At 48.6% G+C, this 25951-nt stretch carries 24 protein-coding genes and 2 tRNA genes; all 26 read right to left on the bottom strand.

Annotated features, from left to right (window positions below; all coding sequences use genetic code 11):
• Positions 1-260 precede the first annotated feature (260 nt).
• Entirely contained in the window at positions 261-1742 is a 1482-nt protein-coding gene (gene lysS / locus B4C70_RS11670; protein WP_087682563.1) for a lysine--tRNA ligase, read from the bottom strand.
• Between the two features lie 162 nt (positions 1743-1904).
• The gene (gene dusB, locus B4C70_RS11665) at positions 1905-2897 is read right to left on the bottom strand and encodes a tRNA dihydrouridine synthase DusB (protein ID WP_023466575.1); all 993 of its coding nucleotides are present in this window, start codon (positions 2895-2897) and stop codon (positions 1905-1907) included.
• Entirely contained in the window at positions 2897-3412 is a 516-nt protein-coding gene (gene folK / locus B4C70_RS11660) for a 2-amino-4-hydroxy-6-hydroxymethyldihydropteridine diphosphokinase (RefSeq protein WP_290779597.1), read from the bottom strand. Before folK ends, dusB begins: the two co-directional genes overlap by 1 nt.
• Positions 3409-3780, bottom strand: coding sequence for a dihydroneopterin aldolase (gene folB / locus B4C70_RS11655; protein ID WP_023466572.1), 372 nt, complete (start codon positions 3778-3780; stop codon positions 3409-3411). The genes folK and folB overlap by 4 nt, the downstream gene beginning before the upstream one ends.
• Before the next feature lie 2 nt (positions 3781-3782).
• Positions 3783-4568 (bottom strand): dihydropteroate synthase, encoded by a 786-nt coding sequence (folP, locus tag B4C70_RS11650; protein ID WP_149426600.1) that lies wholly within the window; start codon positions 4566-4568, stop codon positions 3783-3785.
• Positions 4565-5404, bottom strand: a complete 840-nt coding sequence (locus B4C70_RS11645; RefSeq protein WP_290779593.1) for an aminotransferase class IV — start codon at positions 5402-5404, stop codon at positions 4565-4567. The genes folP and B4C70_RS11645 overlap by 4 nt, the downstream gene beginning before the upstream one ends.
• Positions 5388-5969 carry an anthranilate synthase component II gene (locus B4C70_RS11640; RefSeq protein ID WP_290779590.1) on the bottom strand — a complete coding sequence of 194 codons (582 nt, stop codon included), beginning with the start codon at positions 5967-5969 and terminating at the stop codon, positions 5388-5390. The genes B4C70_RS11645 and B4C70_RS11640 overlap by 17 nt, the downstream gene beginning before the upstream one ends.
• Positions 5966-7351, bottom strand: coding sequence for an anthranilate synthase component I family protein (locus tag B4C70_RS11635; protein ID WP_290779587.1), 1386 nt, complete (start codon positions 7349-7351; stop codon positions 5966-5968). The genes B4C70_RS11640 and B4C70_RS11635 overlap by 4 nt, the downstream gene beginning before the upstream one ends.
• 87 nt (positions 7352-7438) lie before the next feature.
• Positions 7439-8383 carry a cysteine synthase A gene (gene cysK / locus B4C70_RS11630; protein WP_290779584.1) on the bottom strand — a complete coding sequence of 315 codons (945 nt, stop codon included), beginning with the start codon at positions 8381-8383 and terminating at the stop codon, positions 7439-7441.
• A gap of 80 nt (positions 8384-8463) precedes the next feature.
• Positions 8464-8775, bottom strand: coding sequence for a hypothetical protein (locus tag B4C70_RS11625; RefSeq protein ID WP_023466564.1), 312 nt, complete (start codon positions 8773-8775; stop codon positions 8464-8466).
• A gap of 12 nt (positions 8776-8787) precedes the next feature.
• Complete coding sequence (gene hslO, locus B4C70_RS11620) at positions 8788-9711, bottom strand: Hsp33 family molecular chaperone HslO (RefSeq protein WP_023466563.1); 924 nt, start codon at positions 9709-9711, stop codon at positions 8788-8790.
• Between the two features lie 10 nt (positions 9712-9721).
• Positions 9722-10483 (bottom strand): type III pantothenate kinase, encoded by a 762-nt coding sequence (locus B4C70_RS11615; RefSeq protein WP_029343061.1) that lies wholly within the window; start codon positions 10481-10483, stop codon positions 9722-9724.
• 180 nt (positions 10484-10663) lie between these two features.
• The gene (gene ftsH, locus B4C70_RS11610; RefSeq protein ID WP_223041102.1) at positions 10664-12667 is read right to left on the bottom strand and encodes an ATP-dependent zinc metalloprotease FtsH; all 2004 of its coding nucleotides are present in this window, start codon (positions 12665-12667) and stop codon (positions 10664-10666) included.
• 120 nt (positions 12668-12787) lie between these two features.
• Positions 12788-13333: a hypoxanthine phosphoribosyltransferase gene (hpt, locus tag B4C70_RS11605; RefSeq protein WP_023466560.1), complete on the bottom strand. Its 546-nt coding sequence runs from the start codon at positions 13331-13333 to the stop codon at positions 12788-12790.
• A gap of 33 nt (positions 13334-13366) precedes the next feature.
• On the bottom strand, positions 13367-14599 hold the full coding sequence (gene tilS / locus B4C70_RS11600) for a tRNA lysidine(34) synthetase TilS (RefSeq protein ID WP_290779577.1): 1233 nt from the start codon (positions 14597-14599) through the stop codon (positions 13367-13369).
• Between the two features lie 68 nt (positions 14600-14667).
• Positions 14668-14739 (bottom strand) — tRNA-Glu (locus tag B4C70_RS11595).
• Positions 14740-14748: 9 nt separating this feature from the next.
• Positions 14749-14825 (bottom strand) — tRNA-Met (locus tag B4C70_RS11590).
• 153 nt (positions 14826-14978) lie between these two features.
• Complete coding sequence (locus B4C70_RS11585; protein WP_023466558.1) at positions 14979-15494, bottom strand: S1 domain-containing RNA-binding protein; 516 nt, start codon at positions 15492-15494, stop codon at positions 14979-14981.
• Between the two features lie 83 nt (positions 15495-15577).
• Entirely contained in the window at positions 15578-15955 is a 378-nt protein-coding gene (locus tag B4C70_RS11580) for an FtsB family cell division protein (RefSeq protein WP_035413247.1), read from the bottom strand.
• Positions 15956-16021: 66 nt separating this feature from the next.
• Positions 16022-16294, bottom strand: coding sequence for an RNA-binding S4 domain-containing protein (locus B4C70_RS11575; protein WP_023466556.1), 273 nt, complete (start codon positions 16292-16294; stop codon positions 16022-16024).
• Positions 16291-17721 carry a nucleoside triphosphate pyrophosphohydrolase gene (gene mazG / locus B4C70_RS11570; RefSeq protein ID WP_290779574.1) on the bottom strand — a complete coding sequence of 477 codons (1431 nt, stop codon included), beginning with the start codon at positions 17719-17721 and terminating at the stop codon, positions 16291-16293. The genes B4C70_RS11575 and mazG overlap by 4 nt, the downstream gene beginning before the upstream one ends.
• On the bottom strand, positions 17718-19265 hold the full coding sequence (locus B4C70_RS11565; protein WP_056062004.1) for a putative polysaccharide biosynthesis protein: 1548 nt from the start codon (positions 19263-19265) through the stop codon (positions 17718-17720). Before B4C70_RS11565 ends, mazG begins: the two co-directional genes overlap by 4 nt.
• Positions 19262-22777: a transcription-repair coupling factor gene (gene mfd, locus B4C70_RS11560; RefSeq protein ID WP_290779569.1), complete on the bottom strand. Its 3516-nt coding sequence runs from the start codon at positions 22775-22777 to the stop codon at positions 19262-19264. Before mfd ends, B4C70_RS11565 begins: the two co-directional genes overlap by 4 nt.
• Positions 22778-22833: 56 nt before the next feature.
• Positions 22834-23391, bottom strand: coding sequence for an aminoacyl-tRNA hydrolase (gene pth / locus B4C70_RS11555; RefSeq protein ID WP_023466549.1), 558 nt, complete (start codon positions 23389-23391; stop codon positions 22834-22836).
• A gap of 88 nt (positions 23392-23479) precedes the next feature.
• On the bottom strand, positions 23480-24436 hold the full coding sequence (locus tag B4C70_RS11550) for a ribose-phosphate diphosphokinase (RefSeq protein WP_012368955.1): 957 nt from the start codon (positions 24434-24436) through the stop codon (positions 23480-23482).
• A gap of 55 nt (positions 24437-24491) precedes the next feature.
• Positions 24492-25841, bottom strand: a complete 1350-nt coding sequence (glmU, locus tag B4C70_RS11545; RefSeq protein WP_290779564.1) for a bifunctional UDP-N-acetylglucosamine diphosphorylase/glucosamine-1-phosphate N-acetyltransferase GlmU — start codon at positions 25839-25841, stop codon at positions 24492-24494.
• Positions 25842-25951: the final 110 nt, after the last annotated feature.

Here is a 25951-nt window from a genome sequence, read left to right as displayed (position 1 = left end):
TCGTTTTCAGCGACTTTAATATCTTAACAAGTTATCAACCCGATTGTCAACAACTTTTTTGATATTTATTTTTGTGTGTCACGACCATTCGCGGCACAAGAAGTAATATACCATGGCTTTTTGAATCGTACAAGCATTTTATTAGAAAAACATTTAAAAACTTTTATTTACCCGTTTTTCGACTCGTTTATCCCTATGTTGACTTCAAAAAGAATGCTCCGTTCCTTCTATACAATATAGAAAGAACGGAGCTCCACTCATTAATTTTGTTGGTGACGCATCGTTGGGAAGAGTAATACATCACGAATCGATGGCGCATTCGTCAACAACATGACGAGACGATCGATCCCGATCCCAAGACCACCCGTTGGCGGCATACCGTACTCGAGTGCTTCGATAAAGTCTGTATCCATTTCATGTGCTTCATCGTTGCCTGCTTCTTTTTCGACGAGTTGTGCTTCGAAGCGTTCACGTTGATCGATTGGATCGTTCAATTCCGTGAAGGCATTCGCATGCTCACGACGAACGATGAATAATTCAAAGCGATCCGTAAAGCGTGGATCCTCTGGATTTTTCTTCGCAAGCGGTGACACTTCAACAGGATGACCATAGACGAATGTTGGTTGAACGAGTGTTTCTTCTACTTTTTGTTCGAAGAACTCATTCAAGATATGTCCCGTCGTCATGTGTGACTGAACTTCAACACCGTGTTCATGTGCTAGTTCGAGGGCACGTTCGTTTGAAATCTGTTCAAAGAAGTCAACACCTGTCGCTTCTTTAACGAGATCTACCATGTGTGCTCGTTTCCAACCGACAGATAGATCAATGACGTCTTCTCCGTAAGTGACTTGTGTCGTACCGAGTACTTCTTGTGCGACGTGAGCGATCAGATTCTCTGTTAAGTTCATGATGTCTTTATAATCCGCATACGCTTCATAGAGTTCGATCATCGTAAACTCTGGGTTATGGCGTGTTGAGATTCCTTCATTACGGAACACACGACCGATTTCGTAGACTTTCTCAAGTCCACCGACGATCAAACGTTTCAAATGGAGCTCGATCGCAATCCGCATGTAAAGCGTCATGTCGAGCGCATTATGATGCGTGATGAACGGACGAGCCGATGCTCCACCCGCAATCGTATGCAACATTGGTGTTTCGACTTCCAAGTATCCGAGGTTATCGAGATATTGACGAATTCCACGAATGACTTTACTCCGCGCGATGAATGTCTCACGTGATTCTTGGTTCGTAATAAGGTCGAGGTAACGCTGACGGTAGCGTTGCTCGATATCTTTTAATCCGTGATATTTATCCGGAAGCGGACGTAATGCTTTCGTTAATAACGTAAATGCTGTGACGTGAACAGAAAGTTCACCAACATTCGTCTTGAACACATATCCTTGGATCCCGACGATGTCACCTAAGTCACATGTCTTATAGATCTCATACGCCTCTTCGCCGACGTCATCTTTACGGACATACAACTGAATTTGACCTTGTACATCCTGAACATTCGTAAAGCCAACCTTCCCTTTACGACGTGTCGTCATGACACGTCCCGCGATGGCAACTTCCGGTTTCAGTTCAGCCAATTCTTCTTTTGTATGTTCACCAAATGATGCACGAATGCTCGCAGTATCCGTCGAACGTTCAAAACGTGCGCCGAATGGATCGAGACCTTGTTCACGCATGGCGTTCATCTTACCGAGACGCACCTGCATTTGATCGTTCATTTCCATATCCTGACTCACTGTCTTCACTCCTTTTAATAATGGTTCACGACGATTCTCTCGAATAAAAAGCTGTCGGAATGACCGACAGCCCTTTTAGAAAACCGATACGCTCATCTTCAATGCAACTAGCGTACCACAAAACGACTCTGTCCGACTATACTTTACCTGTTAGGCATATGCTACGTCTTCTTCGAGTGTCTGCAAGTACTGCTGTAACAGTTCGACGAGTCCTGCGTGTGTGTCGATATTGAATAACGCATTGCGAACGCGACCGTTCCCCTTCATTCCTTTCAAATACCAGGCGACATGTGTCCGCATTTCGCGTACGGCGAGTTCTTCTCCCTTTAGCGCGACTAGTCGTGTGGCGTGTAAGAGACAGATATCAATCTTCTCACGCGCCGTCGGTTCTGCTGGAAGCGTTCCTGATTCGAGATACTGGATCGTCTGATACAACATCCACGGGTTCCCGAGAGCTGCCCGTCCGATCATGACACCGTCGACGCCGATCTCATCAATCATCCGCTTTGCATCTTGCGGCGTCTGAACATCTCCATTTCCGATGATCGGAATGTTGACCGCTTTTTTCGCTTCGCCAATGATGTTCCAGTCTGCGACCCCTTCATACTTTTGCGAACGTGTCCGCCCGTGGATGGCAACGGCTTTCGCACCACCCGCTTCTGCCGCTTTGACATTATCAACACAATAGATGTGATGACTGTCCCAGCCGGTCCGCATCTTAACAGTAACGGGTTTATCGATCGCTTGCGTCACCGCATGGACCATCTCATATACCTTATCCGGATCAAGCAACCATTTCGCTCCAGCATCACTTTTCGTGACTTTCGGGACCGGACAGCCCATGTTGATGTCAATGATATCGGCATTCGTGTTCGCCTCGACATATCGTGCCGCTTGAACGAGTGTCTCTTTTGAACCGCCATAGATTTGAAGGCTGAGCGGTTTTTCCCGTTCATCTACGTACAGCATCTGAAGCGTTCGTTCGTTCTCGTACAAGATCCCTTTATCGCTGACCATCTCCGCACAGACGAGTCCCGCACCGAATTCCTTTGCAATTAACCGAAACGCCGGATTACAGACGCCTGCCATCGGTGCCAAGATGACTTGATTCTTCAGTTTGACATCACCAATGTTAAATTCCATTATTGTTCCTCCGCTTCTAAAAGCCCACCTAACCGTCGTACACCGTTTCGTTCTGTCTCTGGTAACTGCTGATACAACTGCTCGACGCTTTGTCCAAGACCGGGTATGACGCATGTTGCTGCGAGTTCACGTAATGGTGCGAGGACGAATGCCCGCTCTTGCATCCGCGGATGCGGAACGGTTAATCCTTCGAGATCAATGCGTTCTTCCTCATATAGCAAAATATCTAAGTCAAGCGTTCGTGGTCCATTTTTGAACAGACGCTCGCGTCCTTCTAGCTGTTCAATTTCCTGCAGTCGCCCAAGTAAGACAGATGCCTCATCCGTCGTTTGAATTGCGACGACCATATTATAGAATAAATCCTGATCGAGATATCCGACAGGTACCGTCTCATAAATGGAAGAGGTCTTCACATCATGAACGGACGGTAATGCTCTCAGGCGAGCAATCGCTACTTTTAAGTGAGCCGCTTTATCGCCGATGTTCGAGCCGAGTGCAATGTAAGCTTGCTTCATGCATAGTCCTCCCGAAGGCGATTGATTTCGACCGCCACATGTTCATAATGACCGGCAATTGGCGGATCCGGCTTGATGACCTTGATCGACGCTTCTTGAATTCGTTCATCTAACGCAAAAACTGCTTTTGCAATACGGTCCGCCAAGGCTTCGACGAGTTGGAGCGGTTCTCCTTCGACGACACGTTTCGTCGCTTCATACAATTCGGCGTAATTGACACTTTTCGTCAAATCATCCGTCCGACCGGCTTCTGCCAATGCAAGTCCGATCGATAAATCGACATTGAAGCGTTGACCGAGTTTCGTCTCTTCTGCGAATACACCGTGATACCCATAAAAACGCATGCCTGTTACATGAATTCGATCCATCGTTATTCCCCCTTCGTCGCAGCCAACATGATGTCCATCATCTGCGCTGCCCGTTTGACTTCTTTGACGTCATGCACACGCATCCAGTCACATCCTTGTTGAATCCCGTAACACACCGTCGCAATCGTTCCTTCGAGTCGTTCTTCTGTCGGTAATCCGAGCGCGAGTCCGATCATCGATTTACGGGATGTCCCGAGTAAAACCGGATACCCGAAGTCCGTTACGATCGATAGATGACGCATCAGGTACAAGTTCTCTTCATGCGTCTTCATGAATCCAATCCCAGGGTCGAGCCAAATGTGTTCTTCCGCTACCCCTGCCTGTTTTGCTAACCGAATGGATTCCTCAAGGTCAGCCCGGACTTCTGCCAGCATATCTGTCCCATGCGCCGTCTCCCGGTTATGCATCAAAATGATGGGTACTTTATACTGCGCAGCAACGTTGACCATCGAACGGTCGCCCCACTTCGAGCCCCAAACATCGTTGATGATATCTGCTCCCGCTTCAATAGCAGCCTCTGCGACGACCGGTTTGTACGTATCGATCGATACGAGGACGTTCAGCTCTCGTTTGATGCGCTTGATGATCGGTAAAACACGGGCGAGTTCTTCTTCGACTGATACGAATGCTGCCCCCGGTCGTGTTGATTCTCCACCGACATCGATCGCATCTGCTCCATCCGCGACGAGCTGACGCGCTTGCCGCATCGCTTGCTCGACATCGACATATTGTCCACCGTCCGAAAAGGAGTCCGGTGTCACGTTCAAGATACCCATGATGTAAGTCATCGTTGTTCTCTCCTTGTCGTCACCTGTTCGACGGATTGATCGAACAGCGTCATGATTTGTGCATATCCTGTTCCGTTGATTCCAGGGAAAGGGCGTCCGTCAAGTGACGAAATCGCGACCGCTTCCTGAACGGAATTCGTATAGATGATCTCATCTGCTTCTTCGAGCTGCGGTAAATAAGCCAAGCGTTCTTCGACCGGTACATGTTGCATGAGAAACTGACGGGTAATCCCGTTCAGTGCACCGGTTTCAAGCGGTGACGTATACCATGTACTTCCGTAACGCCATAAGATGTTTGACGTAATGCCCTCACAGACATGACCTTCCTTCGTTAAAAACAGCCCTTCTGCTTCCGGATTGAACAATTGTCGTTTCGCCACTAGATTGTTCATGTAATGATGTGACTTCAAGCGGTAAGTCGTCTCCGGCGTACTGCGCGGTAAACGAATCGTCTCGAGTGCACGTTCCGCCCGTTTTCGCGGAGCGATTGGTTTCGCATAGATCAACACGGTCGGCGTATCGTAAGGATCGATTGATAAACCGATCTCGCGTGGACCAGCCGAGACGTTCAACCGAATGTATAAATCGTTCGCCCCATATGCTGCATATAAATCTTGGATCGCTTGCCGTAAGGCTTCCCGATCATATGCTAGCTGGATTCCGAGTGCGACACAACTCATCCGTAAGCGTTCAATATGATCATCGAACAAAAACGGATGTCCGTTATAGGTCCGAAACGTCTCGAATACACCCATCCCGTAGACGAATCCGTGATCGAGCGGGGAGATGCGTACTTCTTCTTCTCGTTTAATGGTTCCGTCATGCCAGAGATACATAATGCGTCAACTCCAAGAAATTTTTTAACATCTGCTTACCGTCTCGCGTCAAAATCGCTTCCGGATGGAACTGGACACCGAGAATCGGCAACGTCCGGTGACGGAGTGCCATGATCTCTCCACCGGCTTCCGCCGTCACTTCGAGCACTTCCGGGAATGTCTCGCGTTCAACGACGAGCGAGTGATAACGTGTCACCGGCGTCGCTTGTGGGATCCGTTCAAAGATGCCTTGTCCGTCATGCGTCAGTGGCGAGACTTTTCCGTGCATCAATTCCTTCGCGCGGACGACTTTACCACCGAATACTTGCCCAATCGCTTGATGACCTAAGCAGACCCCTAGTATCGGCACCTTTCCAGCAAAATAAGCAATCGCTTCTAGACTGATCCCCGCTTCATTCGGTGTACAGGGGCCCGGTGAGATGACCAGATGATCCGGTTGTAACGCTTCGATTTCCGCAAGCATGATCGCGTCGTTGCGAAATACCCGGATGTCTTGCCCAAGTTCGCCGAAATACTGGACTAAGTTGTACGTAAAGGAATCATAGTTATCAATCAATACAATCATTGCGTTCCCTCCGCTGTTTCTTTTGTCACCCATAACGCTTTGGCTTTACTAAGTGACTCTTCGTATTCACGTGCTGCGTCCGAATCTGTGACGACTCCAGCACCTGCTTGAACATATGCCATCCCGTCTTTTGCGACGAGTGTCCGGATCAAGATGTTGAAAATGACATCATCCGCCCAACTGATGAAGCCAAGCGACCCAGTATAGATACCGCGCCGGACCGGCTCCAGTTCTTCAATGATTTCCATCGTCCGGATTTTTGGTGCGCCAGTGATCGTACCACCTGGGAACATCGCAGCGAGCACCTGACTCCCCGAGTGTTCCGGAGCTACTTCCCCTCTGACGTTTGAGACGATGTGTTGTACGTGCGAGTATTTTTCGATCACCATCAGCTCATCGACATGAACCGTACCATAACGACTGACGCGTCCTAAATCATTCCGCTCTAAATCAACGAGCATCACATGCTCTGCCCGTTCTTTTTCATTATCGAGTAAGGTTTTCGCAAGTCGTAAATCCTCCGCTTCATCCTTCCCGCGCGGCCGTGTTCCGGCAATCGGACGTGTCGCTAACGCATCACCGATTTTTTCGACGAGCAACTCGGGTGAGGCAGACACGAGTGTTAAATCTTCATCCGCAAAGTAACCCATGTATGGAGAAGGATTGACTTGTCGTAATACATCATACAAATGTTCCGCTGTCGTCCCAAGCGGTTCTTGTTGACGGACGGACAAATTAACTTGGAAAACGTCACCGTCCTCAATATAGGATTTAATCCGGTGTGCCGCTGTCATGAACGCTTCCTGCCCGAAAGCCCGTTCTCGCTCACCTGATGAACCAGTCGCTGTAAATCGAGGTGCATCCGTCTCGATGCACCAACGCGCGACTTCCGTTTCAAGAACTCGCTCTGCTTCTTCTGCCGTGTCTCGTGTCACGGCAATGAACAACTGCTTCGTTTCCTCATCAAACACGGCGACTTCATCGTACCAGTAAAATGATAGATCGGGTGTTTGCAGATCATCCATCGCTTGTTCCGTTAGCTTTTCTAAATAACGGACGGCATCATAACTGACGTATCCGGCAAACCCACCAAAGAACGGTGGCATTCCATCCGGTCGGACTGATTCACGGTCGACGCGGAGCTGTTCGAGTACATCAAACGGATTCGCCGTCGATGTCTCGACTTTTCCATCTGTCTCAATCGTCGTCGTTCCGTCTTTTGTCCGGACGTATCCGACAGGACGAGTCGCCGCCATCGTATACCGGCCGATTCGACCGCTTTCGAGCCAGACGTGTCCCGTTGTGCCATTCGTCTGTTCAACATATCGATTGTAGAATTGTTCTTTCGTCCATGGTACTGCTTTGTATTTCGTCTGTCGCATACGCGTCCCCCACTTCACATTATTCTGCTCTCATTATACGCAAAAAAGTACACGGAAGCCGAATGACTTCCGTGTACGTCCAGTTGATTACTTCGATTGGTCTGCTTCTTCCTCGATTTGATACAGCGGTGTACTTAAGTACCGCTCCCCATTCGAAGGAATGATTGCGAGAACGTTTTTCCCTTTACCGAGACGTTTCGCTGTCTTGAGCGCCGCTGCAATCGCAGCACCTGACGAGATACCACCTAAGACACCATTCGTCTTCGCTGCTCGGCGTGCGTGATCGAATGCTTCTTCCGTCGTGATTTGCTCAACACCATCATAAATCTCTGTATCGAGAATCGACGGCACGAACCCAGCACCGATTCCTTGCAGTTTGTGTGGTCCCGGTTTACCACCTGATAAGACCGGTGAATCCGTTGGTTCGACGGCAATGATTTCAATACCTTGGAAAGCATCGCGTAACACTTTACCAGCACCGGTGATCGTTCCGCCCGTTCCAATTCCCGCGATGAACGCATCGAGTTGCATGCCTTCGAACGCTTCGACGATTTCAGGACCTGTCGTTTTTTCATGGACGACTGGATTAGCACCGTTATTGAATTGTTGCGGCATGAAGTAACCGTGTTCTTCCGCTTCCGCTGTCGCGCGAGCGATCGCACCCTTCATCCCTTCAGGACCCGGAGTCAGAATCAATTCCGCACCATAGGCGCGAAGCAACGTCCGGCGCTCCATGCTCATCGTTTCTGGCATGACGAGGATGGCGCGATATCCTTTCGCCGAAGCGACCATCGCTAGTCCGATCCCTGTGTTTCCACTCGTCGGCTCGATGATCGTGTCTCCTTCTTTGAGTTGACCCACTTCTTCTGCGGCCTCAATCATAGATAGCGCGATCCGGTCTTTTACGCTTGATCCAGGGTTCATGTACTCCAATTTCAGATACACATCTGCATCCTCAGGACCCGTTAGATGATGTAACTTGACGATCGGGGTCCGACCGACTAAATCTAATACTGAATTCGCAATACGCATGACCATTCCTCCTCATTAGTGAACCGCTTGAATTCCAAGTAATCCGATAAACTAATTATCAGCGGACTGGATGAAATCTGTCAATCAAAGCGTTTGACTTCCGGCTTTTTTCCATCCTTCGTCTGGCGTTCGACCGCTTCTTGAATCAAACGATCAATCGTCTGTTTTTCCTGTTCCGTTCGCATCGTCTGATAGACCATCGCGCGCGTGATTTTCTCATCACCGACTTCGGCGACGACATCCTCGAGCGGACCACCGATGCTGTCTTGAACGATTTTAGGAGAATCGACCTTTGGGAGCTCACCCATGAAGGCGTAAGCACCGGTCATGAAATTCGTCAACATTAAGATGAAGATCAACATCCACAAGTACTTAGGTTGTACATTCCCCATATTAGATCCCTCTTATGCTCTTTCGAGTGATTTTTCGCGAAGTTCCTCTAATTCTGGAACATCATAGTGATAATGCTCTGAACAGAAGTGACAAACAGCTTCCGCACCACCATCTTCATCAATCATCGCTTGAATCTCATCTGGTCCAAGAGCGATGATCGCTGTCGCTAATTTGTCACGGTCACACGTACATTCGAATGATACTGGAATCGTATCAAGATGTTCATAGTCACCGAGAACGAGTTCTAACATTTCTTCTGGTGTTTTTTCCTCACCGACGAGAATCGAGATCGGTTTTAGGGCTCCAACACGTTTTTCGAGTGCTGCAATCGTCTCTTCCGATGCACCTGGCATCAATTGAACGATCAAGCCACCTGCTGCGATGACTGATTCGTCTTCTGGATAAACGAGAACGCCAGCCCCAACGACCGATGGGCTTTGTTCCGATACAGCGAAGTAATACGTGAAGTCTTCGCTGATCTCACCTGTTTGAATCGGCGATTGACCACCGACGAAGTCACGCAACCCGAGGTCTTTGATGACAGAGATGTTTCCGCGACCGACCGCTTCACCGACTTTTAGTTTCGTCAGACCATCTGCATTGACATACGTATCCATCTCGACGCGGGGACGACTCACATATCCACGTACGACACCTTTTGCGTCGGCATCGACGATGATTTTCCCAATCGGTCCATCGCCTTCGACTTTTAATGTGACACGTGTATCGCCTTTTTGCATCGTACCCATCATTGCACCGATCGTCAGTGTCCGACCGAGCGCTGCTGTGACGACAGGTGTCGTCTGGTGGCGCAGTTGTGCTTCATAGACCGTCTTCGTCGAACGGATTGCAAACGCACGGACTTCTCCATTGAAGCCTAACGCCCGTACTAAATAGTCATCTTTTAATTGTGCTAATAATTCTTCACGTTTCATCTTGATTCCCTCACTTATTTCGTTCGTAGATAATCCGTAATCCATCTAACGTCAAGAATGGATCGACGACCTCAATCATCGTGGATTCCTCGCTGATTAATCGGGCTAAGCCGCCGGTCGCAATGACCTTCGCTTCTCCCATTTCTTCTTTCATCCGGTGAACGAGTCCGTCCACCTGTGCCACATATCCGAAATAGGTCCCCGACTGCATCGCATGAATCGTATTCCGTCCGATGGCTGACTGCGGTTTCGCGATTTCGATTCGTGGCAATTTTGCTGCCTTATTATAGAGTGCCTCGGTTGCAACCATCACACCGGGTGAGATGATGCCGCCGTAATACCGTTTTTGTGCATCGATGTAACAATACGTCGTCGCTGTTCCGAAATCGACGATGATCATCGGTCCCTCGTATTTCGCCGTCGCCGCTACTGCGTTGACGATTCGATCGGCTCCCACTTCCCGTGGATTATCGACTTTTAAATCCAGTCCTGTCTTGATTCCTGGTCCAATCAAGAACGGACGGCGTTTAAAGTAACGCACACACATATTTTCTAGCGGAAACACGACGGGGGGTACGACAGATGATAACACGATTCCCTCGATTTCTTCCACGTTTAGCTCTGCGTCACGGAACAACGCTTTGACGAGCATACCGTATTCGTCCGTCGTCCGTGTTCGGTCTGTCGCAATCCGCCAATGCTCAATCAACTCTTGTCCTTGATAGACACCTAAGACGATATTCGTATTTCCGACATCGATGACTAAAATCATTTGCTTATTTCCCCGCTTCTTCTCAATTTTCATGCTTCTATTGTATTCCGTTGTTTCACGATCGGAACTATATACGTTGTGATTATACCATGCTCGTATGGTCACACCTACCGATGTGTATTCGCTCGGTCTGCCACAAAAAAGAACGGATTCGATATCAATCGAATCCGTTCTATCCGTTTACACTTGATCGTCGCGGCGCGGCGTATCTGGTGTATCCGTATCTACATTTTTCCCTTCGTCAACGACTGAACCCATTTGCGTTGGAGACTCTGTCGGTTGATCAACAGTTGCATCTGTCGATTCCGGTGCTTTCTCTTCTGCTTTTGGAGTCGTTGCTTCTGGTTCATGTTTTTTGTATTCGCCTGTCTCTAGGAGATGGTGAATTTGTTTTTGATCAAGTGTTTCAACTTCAAGCAACGTCGTTGCAATCAAGTCGAGCTGATCGCGCTTCTCAGTCAGGATATCTTTCGCTTTTTGGTAACAGCGGTTGATGATCGCTTGGATTTCCGTATCGATCTCGTGTGCGATTGCATCCGAGTAATTCTGTTCGTTTTGGAAATCACGGCCGAGGAAGACGTTACCGCTTTGACCTGATCCGAATTGAAGTGGTCCGAGTTTTTCACTCATCCCGAACTCCATGACCATTTTCCGTGCAAGACCTGTCGCACGCTGGAAGTCATTGCTTGCCCCAGTCGAGACTTCTCCGAAGACGATGTCCTCTGCGACGCGACCACCGAGCAATCCAGTAATCTTATCTTCGAGTTCCGGCTTCGTCATGAAGTAACGATCTTCTTTTGGCAACATGACGACATATCCGCCCGCGTTTCCGCGAGGAACGATTGTTACCTTGTGTACTTCATCCGCATCGTCGAGCGTGACACCGATGATCGTATGTCCAGCTTCGTGCCATGCGACGATCTTTTTCTCTTTCGGCGAGATGATCCGGCTCTTCTTCGCTGGTCCAGCAATGACGCGGTCAATCGCTTCTTCGAGGTCAACGATTGAGACTTTATCACGATCTGCACGAGCGGCAACAAGTGCTGCTTCGTTTAGAAGGTTTTCAAGATCCGCACCTGAGAATCCAGGTGTTCGTTGTGCGATGGCTTTCAAATCAACCGTTGAATCAAGTGGTTTGTTCCGCGCGTGAACTTTCAAGACTGCTTCACGACCGACGACATCTGGACGGTCAACCGTGATTTGACGGTCAAAACGACCTGGACGGAGTAAGGCTGGGTCAAGAATATCAGCACGGTTCGTTGCTGCGATCATGATGATGCCTTCGTTTTCACTGAATCCATCCATCTCAACGAGAAGTTGGTTCAATGTTTGCTCACGCTCATCGTGTCCACCACCGAGACCTGCGCCCCGTTGACGACCAACAGCATCGATTTCATCGATGAAGATGATACATGGTGCATTTTTCTTCGCGTTTTCGAACAAGTCACGGACACGCGATGCCCCGACACCAACGAACATCTCAACGAAGTCAGAACCTGAAATCGAGAAGAATGGTACGCCAGCCTCACCAGCTGCGGCACGTGCGAGCAACGTCTTACCTGTACCTGGAGGACCTACGAGGAGGACCCCTTTTGGAATACGGGCACCGAGTTTCGCGAATTTACGCGGATCTTTCAAGAATTCGACGACTTCGACGAGTTCTTGTTTCTCCTCGTCTGCGCCGGCTACATCATCAAACGTGATCTTTTTCTTCTCTGTATCATAGAGGCGTGCCTTCGATTTCCCGAAGTTCATGACGCGACCGCCACCACCGCCACCTTGTGCTTGATTAATCAAGAAGAAGAAGAGGATGAAGATGATGATGAATGGAACGATCGTCGTCAGTAACGCGATCCAACCACCATTCGTTTCTGCTGCCTTGAAGTCCAATTTGACTCCTTGGCTTCTGAGTTGCGTATAGAGATCCGTTAGTTCCGTATCAACAGCCGGTACGACCGTCTCATACGTTGAATCTTTTTCACGCAAATCTCCTGTCACATTATACGTCTGCCCTTCATATTGGAAGGTAGCCGTCTTGATTTCACCTTTTTCAACAGACTCGACAAACTGTGTGTAATTGATTTCTTTGCTTTTGTTCACTGGACTCTGCAAGTATTGCAGAAACAAGATCAAAGCTAGAAAAATGACCCCAAACACGAGGGTATTCTTCACTGCTCGGTTCATCTTATGCCTCCTCTCCGCATCCATCTCGTTTTTCTAATGGATGAATACGAATCCTGGCGCGACAGGGCGCGCTTTGTAATTGGTTTCATCTTATCATGGGACAGACGAGATTAAAAATAATTAGCCGCCGTAGACTGCAGGTTTCAAGACACCTACATACGGAAGGTTACGGTATTTCTCTTCGTAATCCAGACCATAACCGACGACGAATTCGTGTGGAATGACGAAGCCGCTGTAATCTGCGTGCAAGTCATTCTTCCGTCCTGTTGGTTTGTCGAGCAACGTCACGATCTTAACGGACTTCGCTTTCCGGTACTTGAAGAGGTCGACGAGGTAGCCAAGCGTTAATCCGCTGTCGATGATATCTTCGACAATCAAGATGTCGCGTCCTTCTACCGATGTGTTCAAATCTTTTTCAATCTTGACTTCACCTGTTGATGTTGTCCCACCGTGATACGTTGAAACGTCCATGAAGTCCATTTCAAGGTGCATATCCATCTTTTTGACAAGATCAGACATGAACGGCATTGCGCCTTTTAAGACACACACAAGCAACGGAAAACGATCGTGATAATCCGCTGTCAATTCGCCGGCGAGTTCGCCCACTTTATTTTGGATCTCTTCTTCTGAAATCAGTACTTTTTCCATATCGTTCATCAAGGTCATGCTAGGTATTCCTCCTCCATAATAAACACTACATTACCATTCTATCATTAAATAAGATTTTGCGAGGAGTTCAAATGACCCGAATATTGCAATTCGATGTCCAATGACGGCTAAAATCACTCCATTTGCATCGACGACGACCGGAACCTGTTCTCGGAGATAACGTGGAACCTTAGCATCAATCAGAATTCGACTGACTTTTTTCGAACCTACGGCAAGCTGGATTCGATCTCCTGGACGTGGCGGACGCACCGTCAACGGGAACGCAATCGCGTCCAGCGGGATACCTTGGTTTCCGATTGAGAAGCGAACCATTTGTCCACCATAATGATACGTTCCCAAATTCTCCCCTACTTGAAACGGTAAATCGTCATTCATTGACCGTATCACACGATCCTGCATCAAAAAGCCATATGCACGTCGCATCCTCCAGTTTCCATAATACACTTCGTCCGAGCCCTTATCCACCCGAAGCCACATGATGAAGTGACGAATCGTTTCTGAAGAAAACGTTTCTCCCGTTAGTGTCGGCAAGACAAGCCGCTGTAAATCCGTCGGTAATTCTAAAATACGTGCTATCGGAATTCCGTTTGCTTCCTTACACCGGTCGAGATAGGTCGCGACGAATGTCGCCTGCTCACGCATGATTTGCTGTCGCGCATGCGCTGCCGCTGCTGTTGCTTGTTCAAACTCTGGACGAATTTCTCGGAGTGGCGGCACAATCGTATGCCGGATTTGATTACGCAAATAAGTAGTTTCTGCATTTGACGCATCTTCTCGCCACGGAACTTCATGTTGCAATGCATACTCGCGTAATGTTTGCTTCGATTCATGTAGCAACGGTCGATGCAACCAACCGTTACCAAACGGACGAACGACGGGAATACCATCAACCTGCGCTTCTCCACGAATGAGCTGAATGAGTAGCGTCTCAATTTGATCGTCTTGATGATGGGCGAGAATCAGACGCGAGCGCCCGGTCTCTTCCATGATTCGTTCAAAAAACGCATATCTCTCTTCGCGACAAGCTGCTTGAGAGCTCGTACGTCCTGTCCATTCTAAACGCGTCATGAAAAAAGATATCTTTCGGGCCGTTGCCCACTCCTGAATAAAGCACGCTTCTTCGTCGGACGCCTCTCGTAATCCATGATGCACATGCGCAATCGCGATATCGTAACCTTCTTTGTACAACCGATCGACGAGTACCATCGAATCACAACCTCCCGAAACACCTACTAAAAGTGGTTCGAACGGCACACCTTCCATAACGATTTCCCCTTTCCGTTAAAACCTAAAAAAAGCTATCTCTATATAATAGAGATAGCTTTTGAGAATGACCCGTACGGGATTCGAACCCGTGTTACCGCCGTGAAAGGGCGGTGTCTTAACCGCTTGACCAACGGGCCAAAAAAATATGGTAGCGGCGGAGGGAGTCGAACCCACGACCTCACGGGTATGAACCGTACGCTCTAGCCAGCTGAGCTACACCGCCATATTTTTAACTCGTGCGTCTTAAGCACATTTTCTATAATACGGGCAGGTCAAATGAAAGTCAACGCTTTTTCTAAAAATAATTTCAAAAAAATAAAAGATGGAATGAACGGCGTCATTCCATCTCTATTCTTATAGAGAACAGGTCAGCAAGTTATTGACGTTTTGCGCCGCGTCCGCCACGTTTTGAATCCGTTTGACGTTTCAACGTAGCAAGACGATCTTCACTATCTTTCAGGAAACTAGACATCAGCGTATCGAACGATTGTTCTTTGCGCGGTGGTGGTGTACCACGGCCGCCTTTGTTGAAGCCTCCACGGTTACCGCCTCCACGTGGTCCTTTGTTATCGAACGAACGTGGTCCACGATCTTGTCCTGCTGGACGTGGTCCACGGTCGAACTGACGTGCAGGACGAGGACGTTCGCCTTCTGGACGATCGACGGCTTTTTTGATGGAAAGACCGATCTTACCATCGTTTTCAACACTTAAGACTTTGACGGTGATTTCTTGACCAACCGTCAACACATCATTGATGTCTTTAACGTAAGAATCTGCCACTTCACTGATGTGAACAAGACCAGTTTTCCCTGTTGGTAACTCAACGAACGCTCCGAAATTCGTGATGCCTGTTACTTTCCCTTGCACTTTGCTGCCTACTTCAATCGACATAAATTGTATTGCTCCTTTTTAGTTGATTCGTTTCTTATTATACGAGTGATTCATTCTTTTTTCAATCAATCGGCAACCTTCAATTAGTCTTCCGGTGAAAAGTAGAAGATCGTTTCCCCTTTTTTCGAATAGAGCAACTCGCTCCGAGCTAAGTTCGCTACATACTCTTTATCATTGAGACGATTGATTTCTTCCTTCAGACGGGCGGTCTCTTTTTTCGCTTTCGTCTGCTCTTGTTCAGCTACTTGAAATGACTGCTTTTGTTCTGCGATCAATTGCCGTTTTTCCATGTATGACCACCCCATGAGGGAAAAGATGAGCAAAAAGACGGTCAGACACAAGAAAAAGCGATTTTTGAGACGTCGACGGTTTTCAATAGCATTCTGACTCAATTGCTTCTTACGGTCATTGAGCGGCTTGATCTTTGGCGTTTGACGCCCTGATTCGAGCGGTGTTGGCATATCATCCCTCCTCTTTCTGAGTGGTCATCCCTGACACTCTTTAGTATACTTCCTTTTTCCGGTAAATTACATCGATTCTTCGGAATTCACCTTTTCTTCACGGATGATTTCATACATATCAGACGCTTCTTCTTTTTTCGCATGTTCTTTAATGCTTGAAATCGCAACTGTCACGATCTTATTTCCGAACCGAATCGTCATCTCATCACCTGCTGCTACCGTGCTACTTGCTTTCGCTACATTACCATTGATCGTAATCCGACCTTGATCGGCGACTTCTTTCGCAAGCGTCCGTCGTTTGATCAGACGCGATACTTTTAAAAATTTATCAAGTCTCATGACTGTTCCTCCTGCTTCGCTTGATGCCAGAGTGAATCTTGCTCTTCAAGCGTCATCTCAACGAGCGGTCGATCCGCTAGTTGTTCCATCCGTGTAAAACGGCGAATAAATTTATCATTCGTTCGTTGTAATCCTTCTTCTGCCGATAGACCGAGGTATTTTCCGACGAGTGTTATCGAGAACAGGACGTCTCCAAATTCTCCGAGTCGTTCTTCTGGGGCTGCTTCTTTCAATTCATGTAACTCTTCGATCACTTTTTCAAGTGCCCCCTCGACGTCACTCCATTCAAAACCGACTTTCGCCACTTTCTTTTGAATGTCTTCTGCGCGCATCAAAGCAGGTGCTCCTTTTGTCACACCATCAAGTAAAGAAGTCCGCTCCGGTTTTTCTTGTGCTTTGATGTCTTGCCAGTTCGACACAACGTCTGCTGAAGAATCAACAGTCGTTTCCCCGAAGACATGGGGATGGCGACGAATCATCTTATCGCTGACGCTTCCGATGACGTCTCGAATATCAAAATACCCTTCATCTAGACCAATTTGTGCGTGGAGCATAACCTGTAAGAGGACGTCTCCTAGTTCTTCTATCATTAAGTTATCGTCCTGAAGGTCGATTGCTTCCAGTAATTCGTAAGATTCTTCGATTAAATGTCGTTTTAAGGACTCATGCGTCTGCTCTTGATCCCACGGACAACCACCTTCACCGCGTAATCGCGCGATAATCTCTTTTAAAGTCGCGAAGTCACGATTCAACGTCTGCTCATCCGTAACCGGTGGTACATAGACCGTCGTTAAGTTACTGAGCGTCGTCACATGATCGAGTTCATATAACGGCACGCTTTGGACAGTTTGTTTGCTTGTACCCGCTGCCGTGACCAAAGTGACAAGATGTTCGTCCGGATAACGTTCCATCAGCTGAACCTTTAAGTCACCGGCGACGAGCGCATCATAGACTTGTCCAATCAACAAATGTTGACGAATCTGTGCTTCATCGACAGCAAATGCCGTTGCATCAAGTAACTGGAATCCTTCAATCGGATCCACGCCAAGTGCAGCGAACATCGGATCAAGAAAACTTTGTCCCCCTACGACATCGACATTGTCTGTCCGTTGCAACAACTGTTGCACAGTACTCTCAGCGACTAATGGATGTCCTGGAACGGCATAGATGATATTTGTCGTTTCAGAAAGACGAAGCAATTCCTCGACGATTTCTGTATATACGTCTTCAAACCGACTATGTCGTTCATAAACTGAGTCAAATGATGTAAAGTTCATTCCCTCTGCTGCAAGTTCTGAAACGACTGGATGATCCACTGTCCGCAAATAGACAGGTTGTGTCGTGTTTTTTAATAATCGATAGATGCCAAACGGCAATTGTTCGAGTTCGCCGACGCCAAGGCCGACGATCGTAATTCGGTGTGTCATATGCTCCTCCTACGTTGGTACATCTGATATAACTTATCTCCTAAAGGCAATAACGCCCACTCTTGTTCTGATAAGGCACGAAAGCGTAACGCCATACTGCCATAAATGATGGCACCACCGACGACAAGAACGCCGACTTCGAGTGCCGCACCGATTCGTGTCTCAAGCTCAAACAGCTGGAAAAACGTCTCGATCAGATACAGAAACACACCCATGGTAAGCACAGGTAAGACCAGTCTTCGATAAAAAACAGTTCCCGCAGATACACGACCGAACTTCCGGTTCAATAAAATCCATTGTGCTGCCGCCATGACGGCAAAACCGCCAAATGTCGCCATACCCGCCCCGATCATACCATATCGGGGAATGAAATAGAGGTTCAGAGTAAGCTTCGCCCCTAATCCGATAAGAACACCAACAAGCGCATACTTCTCGGCATCAACCGACTGGAGACAAGAGACGATCATCATCGCGATCGATGCGGCAAATGCCGTCGCTGCGAGCCAAATCAATCCCGCTGTTCCTTGATCATTTTGATATAACGCAATATTGAGCGGACGCATCACACCCATTAGCCCGATCGTCGCTGCAGCGGCAATCAATAAACCGGAACGGAGTAATGTCTCGAGTTGTTGACGCATCATCTGTGGATCGTGTTTCCGGTATGCGGTCGACAAGGCTGGCACACTCGCAAGGCTCATCGACGTCGCAAACAGAATCGCAAATTGCAGTAACGGATACCCACGGTCGAGTATTCCTTTTTCGATTTTTGTTTCCGTCGTATTGCCAAGTAGATTGACGAACGTTAATCCATCAATCAATTGCATCAGCAACAAGGCAAGTGACGCGATACTAACTGCTACACCGCTTGTCACCAGCACTTTTCCGACACGTCTTATATGAATACTCGAAAATACCGGACGACCGATTTTCCCTTTCGCAAAGCGTAACAGGACGAATAACGAAACGATGCTGCCGCCAATCGCCGTTAAATGAGCGCTCGCACCAATCCAGTAGGGGTCCGCCTGCATCGAGACACCGATATACGTCACAAGCAACAATAGTCCGACACGGACGGCATTTTCAGAGACTTGGGATACAGCCGTCGGTCGCATCTCAAGATCTGCTTGGAACATTCCTCGTAGAACAGCAATCACGGGTAGTAAATAAAACGTACATGTTACCGCACGCAGGGGCACAACCAGTTTTGCATCCCCGAACCACCCAGCGAGCGTCGGGGCGATCCACCATCCGAGCAGACCGAAAAAGACGGTCATGGCAAGTAAGACATAAAAAATCGACCAGAGAACTTCTCGTTTCTCATCCGGGTGGTGAAGCGTCAACTTCGCCACGATGACAGGCAGCGCATAAATGCCGAGCGCTGCCGCAATCGCAAATAATGGATAGACGGTCTGATAGACGTACAATCCGAAATCACCAGCGAGGTTCTGATACGGAATCCGGTAAAAGAAGCTGAGCAATTTTGAGATATAACTAGAGATCGCAAGCAGTGCTGCGCCTTGCGCAATCGTTCGTCTATTCATCGCCCGACGAGCCGGCGATCAAGCTCTGCTAGCAACTGTTCTGCCTGCATCGTCATCTGTTGCGTCGACTGTTTATTCCGGTTCAGGGTCAAGACGAGTTTCTGTTCTTGTTGTCCCATTCCAAGACCACGTCCCAGTGGAACAGTCCATTTAACGAAGTCCGCCACATCGAGTTGTTGTGTCGATTGGAGCGATAAGACGATCTCAATTTTCGGATCGGTTTGTTTAACACGCTCGACACGCGCCCGTTCAGCGAAAATGCGCATTCGCGTCAACTGGATCAAACGCGCGACCTCATCCGGAAACTCACCGAATCGTTCAAGCATTTCCGTTTCGAGTTGTTCGAGACTATCGACGGTATCAACATATTTCAAACGTTTGTAGAACTCGATTTTCAGCTCGGAGTCTGTCATGTAGTGCGATGGAATATAGGCATCAAGGCTGAATGTGAACTCAGGAACGAATTTCTGGATGCGTTTTTTACCTTTCATCCGTTCTTTCCGCTCCTCGACTGCTTCTGCAAGCATCTGCGAATAGAGATCGAAACCAACAGAATCGATGAATCCAGATTGTTGCGAACCGAGTAAGTTCCCGGCACCGCGAATCGACAGGTCACGCATTGCGATTTTAAAACCGCTACCGAGCTCCGTGAACTCCTTGATTGCCTGCAGACGACTTTCTGCCACTTCCGTCAATCGTTTTTGCGGACGGTACGTAAAGTACGAGTAGGCGACGCGACTTGAACGACCGACACGACCACGTAATTGATAAAGCTGTGATAAGCCCATTTGATCGGCGTCATGAACGATCAACGTATTGACGTTCGGGATATCAATCCCCGTCTCAATGATCGTCGTACTGACAAGGACGTCGGCATCTCCTTCGAAGAAGGCGATTAGCTGACTTTCGAGTTCGGTTTCCGTCATTCGACCGTGAGCCGTGACAATCCGTGCTTCCGGTACGAGGGCGCGAATCTCTTCTGCCTTTCGCTCGATGCCCTCGACACGGTTGTAGAGGAAGAATGCTTGTCCACCACGTCCGAGTTCCCGTTCGAGTGCTTCCCGCATGACGATTCCGTCGTATTCCATGACGTATGTCTGGACCGGATAACGGTTTTCCGGTGGTGTCTCAAGGACCGAGAGATCACGGATTCCGATCATCGACATGTGCAATGTCCGCGGAATCGGTGTCGCTGTCAACGTCAAGACATCGACGTTTGTCTTCAACTGTTTCAGACGTTCTTTGTGTTTAACACCGAATCGTTGCTCTTCATCAATGATCAACAATCCGATATCAGCGAATTGGACGTCTTTCGACAGCACACGGTGTGTCCCAACGACGACATCGATCGTTCCTTCTTTTAACCCTTGTTTCGTCGCCTTTAATTCTGCTGGCGAACGGAACCGGCTCATGACCGACACTCGAATCGGCCATTCACTGAATCGCTCAAGCATCGTTTCGTAGTGTTGTTGCGCAAGGACGGTCGTCGGTACGAGTAACGCGACTTGTTTTCCAGACATGACCGCTTTGAACGCCGCTCGAATCGCAACTTCCGTTTTCCCATACCCGACGTCGCCACATAATAGACGATCCATCGGACGCGGACGTTCCATATCCTTCTTGATCTCGGCAATCGATCGCAATTGATCGACCGTTTCCTCATACGGGAACGAAGCCTCGAACGCTTGCATGTTATCGTCGTCCTCTGGGAACGCAAAACCGACGGCAGCTTCACGAGCCGCATAGAGCTTGATCAATTCATCAGCGATATCCTCGACCGATTTCTGGACCTTCGCTTTGACCTTTTTCCATTCCGTCCCGCCGAGTTTATAAATCTTCGGCTCTTTTCCTTCAGCGCCGACATACTTTTGAATCAAGTCGATCTGATCGACAGGAACATACAACGAGTCCTCTCCCGCGTAAACGAGATGGAGATAATCCTGATGATTACCGGCTACATCAATCGTCTTGATGCCGTGGTATCGTCCAATCCCATGATGAATATGAACGACGTAATCGCCTGTCTTCAATTCTTGGTAGCTCTTGATCCGTTCAGCGTTCGTCAGCTTCGTCGTTTGCTTCCGGCGACGCGCTGGTTGCTTGAAGACTTCTTCTTCCGTGATGACGACGAGACGCGCATTCGTCATCTCGAATCCACCATGAATTCCCCCAATCAGGATCGCTGGTTGACCACGAGTGATGCCTTCTTTCGTTACGATCGAGGCTTCGACCCCATAATCGGATAACGTCTGACGCATCCGCTCGGCACGTTCTCGGTTACTCGCTAAGAAAACCATCCACATGTCAGCGCGACGATATCGCTCGACTTCTTGCTTCAGGCGTTCCATCTGACCATGGAACGGTGCAATCGGTTTGATGCTGAAATGGATTGCCGCACTTTCCGGTACCCCACTCCGGCGGGTCGGTAGGAGCGAGAGATACAACAATGGTTGTCCTTCAAAGACATGTGCCATCGGAACGGACAGGACGTAATCACTGACGCTTTGTCCGCGTTCAATGAGAGACGCCATCCATTCTGCTTCCTCGGCATCCTGGACTTCCGCCGCTTCTTCGACCCGTGCGACTTCATCGACGATCAAGACGCTTCCCGTCACGTCTTGACGTAACGTCGACGTGTAGAGGATCGGTGCATACTTCACGAACTGTTTCGGACGATCGCCATTTTCTAACAACTCGACGTCATAGGCGATTCCCTCTTCAAGTGCCGCGAGGACTTCCGTACTTTGGACGCGCTCTTTCGTCGCCTCATAAAGACGACGGACTTTTTCACCCGCGTCCTTCAACTGATCCTTCGTCGCGAAGTGTTCCGCCGCTGGCATCAAACATGCTTCTGCGACGACACCGAGCGAACGTTGTGTCTCCGCATCGAATGTATAGATCGAGTCGACTTCCTCGTCGAATAGATCGAGCCGGTATGGGCGTTCGACCGTAAGCGGATAAATATCGATGATACTTCCGCGAACAGCAAACTCACCAGGCGTCGTCACGGTCGCTGTCCGTTCGTACCCCGCATCGACTAAATCTTGAACGAAGTCCGGAATCGATAAGATGTCGCCCGGCTTCACTTGTTTGACGTGTGACAGGAACGTCTGTGCATCCGGAACATATCGACGTAAACCGACGAGCGGAATGATCAAAATTCCGTCGTCCGTCGTCAGTAAACGATGACGGGTCTCAATCCGCGTCGCCCGCAGTTCTGGACTTGCGCCATAAGAAAGTTCTGCTGCTAACGTCTCATCGACCGGATAGAGCATGACGTCTTCTTCCGGTACGAGTTCAATCAAATCATCGTACAGTTTTTGTGCTTGGAACATATTATGTGTCACGAGTACGAATCGACGTTTCGTCTCCTGATAAATCCCGGCTACGAACAATGCTTTCCCACTGTTCATCAGACCGGTGATCAACTGAGCGTTGACACCGTCCCGGAAACGTTCCCGAACCGTCTTGATTTCAGGAATCGCTAGTAAGAGTTCTTGTAATTGTTTCATCTTCTTCCTCCTAAAACACGACAGCAAAAACGCTTTGGAACCCCAAAGCGTTGCGTTCAGTTATACCGATTCATTAAAGCGAGAAACGGTGTGTCTATGAAGTCCGTCGCTACATCGACAGACGCATTGAGTACATGTTGCAGACTTCCTTGCTCCGCCTTCGAAAAATTCATTAACACCCAGTCAATGACTTGGATGGGTGCCGGTGGTCGACCGACGCCGAGCTTAAGGCGCTTGATTTCCTGCGTACCGAGGTGCTGGATCAACGACTTGACGCCGTTATGACCGCCTGCACTACCTTTTGAACGCAACCGTAGTTTCTCAAGCGGCAAGTCCAGATCGTCATAGATGACGAGCACATCTTCGACCGCGATTTTATAGAAATCAAGTAACGGTCGCACCGCTTCACCTGATAAGTTCATATACGTCAATGGCTTGACGAGCACGACACGTTCTCCGTTTATCATTCCCGTTCCGAAGAGGGCTTTAAACTTCGATTCTGAAAGCTTGATCCCGTGCTTCTCCGCTAAGGCATCAATCGCAAGAAAACCGATGTTGTGGCGCGTATTCGCATACTTCGCACCAGGATTCCCTAATCCGACGATACATTTCATATCGATTCCTCATTTCTATTAAAAAAAGTAAACGAACAAGGGTCCGATTTCAATAAACCGGACCACGTCGTTCGTATGCATCAAGCAATCAGCTGAAGAGCGGGCTGATTGATTTCTGTTCGTGTACACGGATGATTGCTTCTGCAAGCAAACGTGCCACAGAGATTTGTTTGATTTTGCTTGCACATTCGCGTTGTGTCAAGTCAATCGTGTTCAAGACGACGAGTTCTTCGATCGCTGAGTTCTCGATCCGTTCCATTGCTGGACCCGAAAGAACAGGGTGTGTACAACATGCATAGACTTGTTTCGCTCCGTTTTCGATCAAAGCGTTCGCTGCAAGTGTGATCGTACCCGCTGTATCGATGATGTCATCGATGATGATGGCAATCTTGCCATCGACTTGACCGACGATATTCATGACTTCTGCGACGTTCGGTTTCGGACGGCGTTTGTCGATGATCGCGATCGGTGCTTTTAATTGTTCTGCTAATTTACGTGCCCGTGTGACACCGCCATGGTCTGGAGAAACGATGACGAGTTCGTTTGGATCGATGTTCTTTTTCTCGAAGTATGAAGCGAGAAGCGGTACACCCATCAATTGATCTACTGGAATATCGAAGAACCCTTGGATTTGTGCTGCATGGAGATCCATCGTCACGACGCGTGTCGCCCCTGCTACTTCAAGCAAGTTCGCAACGAGTTTCGCCGTGATTGGCTCACGTGAACGTGCTTTGCGGTCTTGACGCGCATAACCGTAATATGGAATGACGACGTTGATTGTCCGTGCAGACGCCCGTTTCAGTGCATCGATCATGATGAGAAGTTCCATCAGGTTTTCGTTGACTGGTTGGCTTGTCGATTGAATGATGTAAATATCATCCCCTCGGACACTTTCTTCGATGTTCATCGAAATTTCGCCATCACTGAAGTGTTTGACTGAACTTTCGCTGACCGGGATTCCGATGACTTTAGCGATTTCCTCTGCCAGTGGTTTGTTCGAGTTGAGTGCGAAAATACGAATTTCATGTTCTAAGACAGTAGACATGTGTAGGTGGCCTCCATTTGTTTGGGTTTAGACGAGTAGAGCGACAAGTAATGAATTAACGATAATCGGGTTTCGTCGTTTGACGTTCCCGTGCGATCGCGAGACCGTTTTCCGGCACATCATCCGTGACGGTTGATCCGGCAGCAACAAGGGCATTCTTGCCGACCGTGACCGGTGCGATCAAGTTGACGTTACAGCCGATGAAGGCATCGTCCTCAATGATCGTCTGGAATTTATTTTTTCCATCGTAGTTGACCGTGATCGATCCACAACCGAGGTTGACGTTCTCTCCAATCGTCGCATCTCCGACATAGCTCAGGTGTGCTGATTTGCTACCTTCGCCAAATGTTGATTTTTTGATCTCAACGAAGTTTCCGACGCGTGTGTTCGCACCGAGAACCGCTTGCTGACGTAAATGCGCGAATGGACCGACTTGTGCCGCAGGACCAACCTTGCTATCCGTGACGACGGATTGACGAACAGTGGCGCCATCTGCCACTTCACTATTGCGGATATCCGAGTTCGGACCAATCGTACATTCTGAACCAATGACCGTGTGACCGAGTAATTGTGTTCCCGGATAAAGAACAGTATCTGAACCAATCGTGACGTCCGGTCCGATATACGTCGAAGACGGGTCAACGAACGTGACACCTTGACGCATCCAGTACTCGTTCGTCCGCTTACGCATCGATGTTTCCGCTTGCGCAAGTGCGACGCGATCGTTGACACCGATTGTCTCTTCGAACGTAGGTGCCGCATACGCTGCGATCGTTTCGCCTGCTGCTTTAGCAATCTCAATCACGTCTGGTAAGTAATACTCACCTTGCGCGTTATCGTTCTTGACCTGCTTCAGCGTTGCGAACAACATCTCGTTATCAAATACATACGTACCGGTATTGATTTCCCGAAGTGCAAGTTCTTCTGCATTCGCATCCTTGTGCTCGACGATTTTCGAGACGTTTCCATCTTCGCCACGCACGATTCGTCCGTAACCTGTCGGATCGTCAGCGAGTGCCGTCAAGACAGTCACTTTTGCGTTCGTATCCGTATGATGTTGTAACAATGAAGACAGTGTCTCGCTCGTCAAGAGTGGTGTATCGCCACAGACGACGAGTGTTGCTCCCTGTTCGTTCCCGAGTACGGGTTCTGCCATTTGAACAGCATGACCTGTGCCAAGCTGCTCACTTTGAAGTGCGTATTCCACCGATGTGCCAAGCACTTCTTTGACGGATTCCGCACCGTGACCGACGATGACGACCTGTCGCTTGACGCCGAGCGTCGCTAATTGATCGACGACGTGCTGTACCATAGGTTTCCCAGCGACTGGGTGAAGTACTTTGTAAAGCTTCGATTTCATCCGAGTTCCTTTACCCGCTGCTAGAATTACCGCGAAATGATTCATCCTTGTCGCTCCTCCACGTAAATTAGTGTTGATTTCGTTCTGAAATAGTACACTCGTTCCAACTATAACGAAAATGGCATCGTTATTCAATGATGGGACGAAGCGGAATC

The organism is Exiguobacterium sp. UBA5002, assembly GCF_002396765.1.
Classification (GTDB): domain Bacteria; phylum Bacillota; class Bacilli; order Exiguobacteriales; family Exiguobacteriaceae; genus Exiguobacterium_A.
Note: the sequence above shows the minus strand (reverse complement) of the source record. Positions and strands in the feature narration are given on the sequence as shown.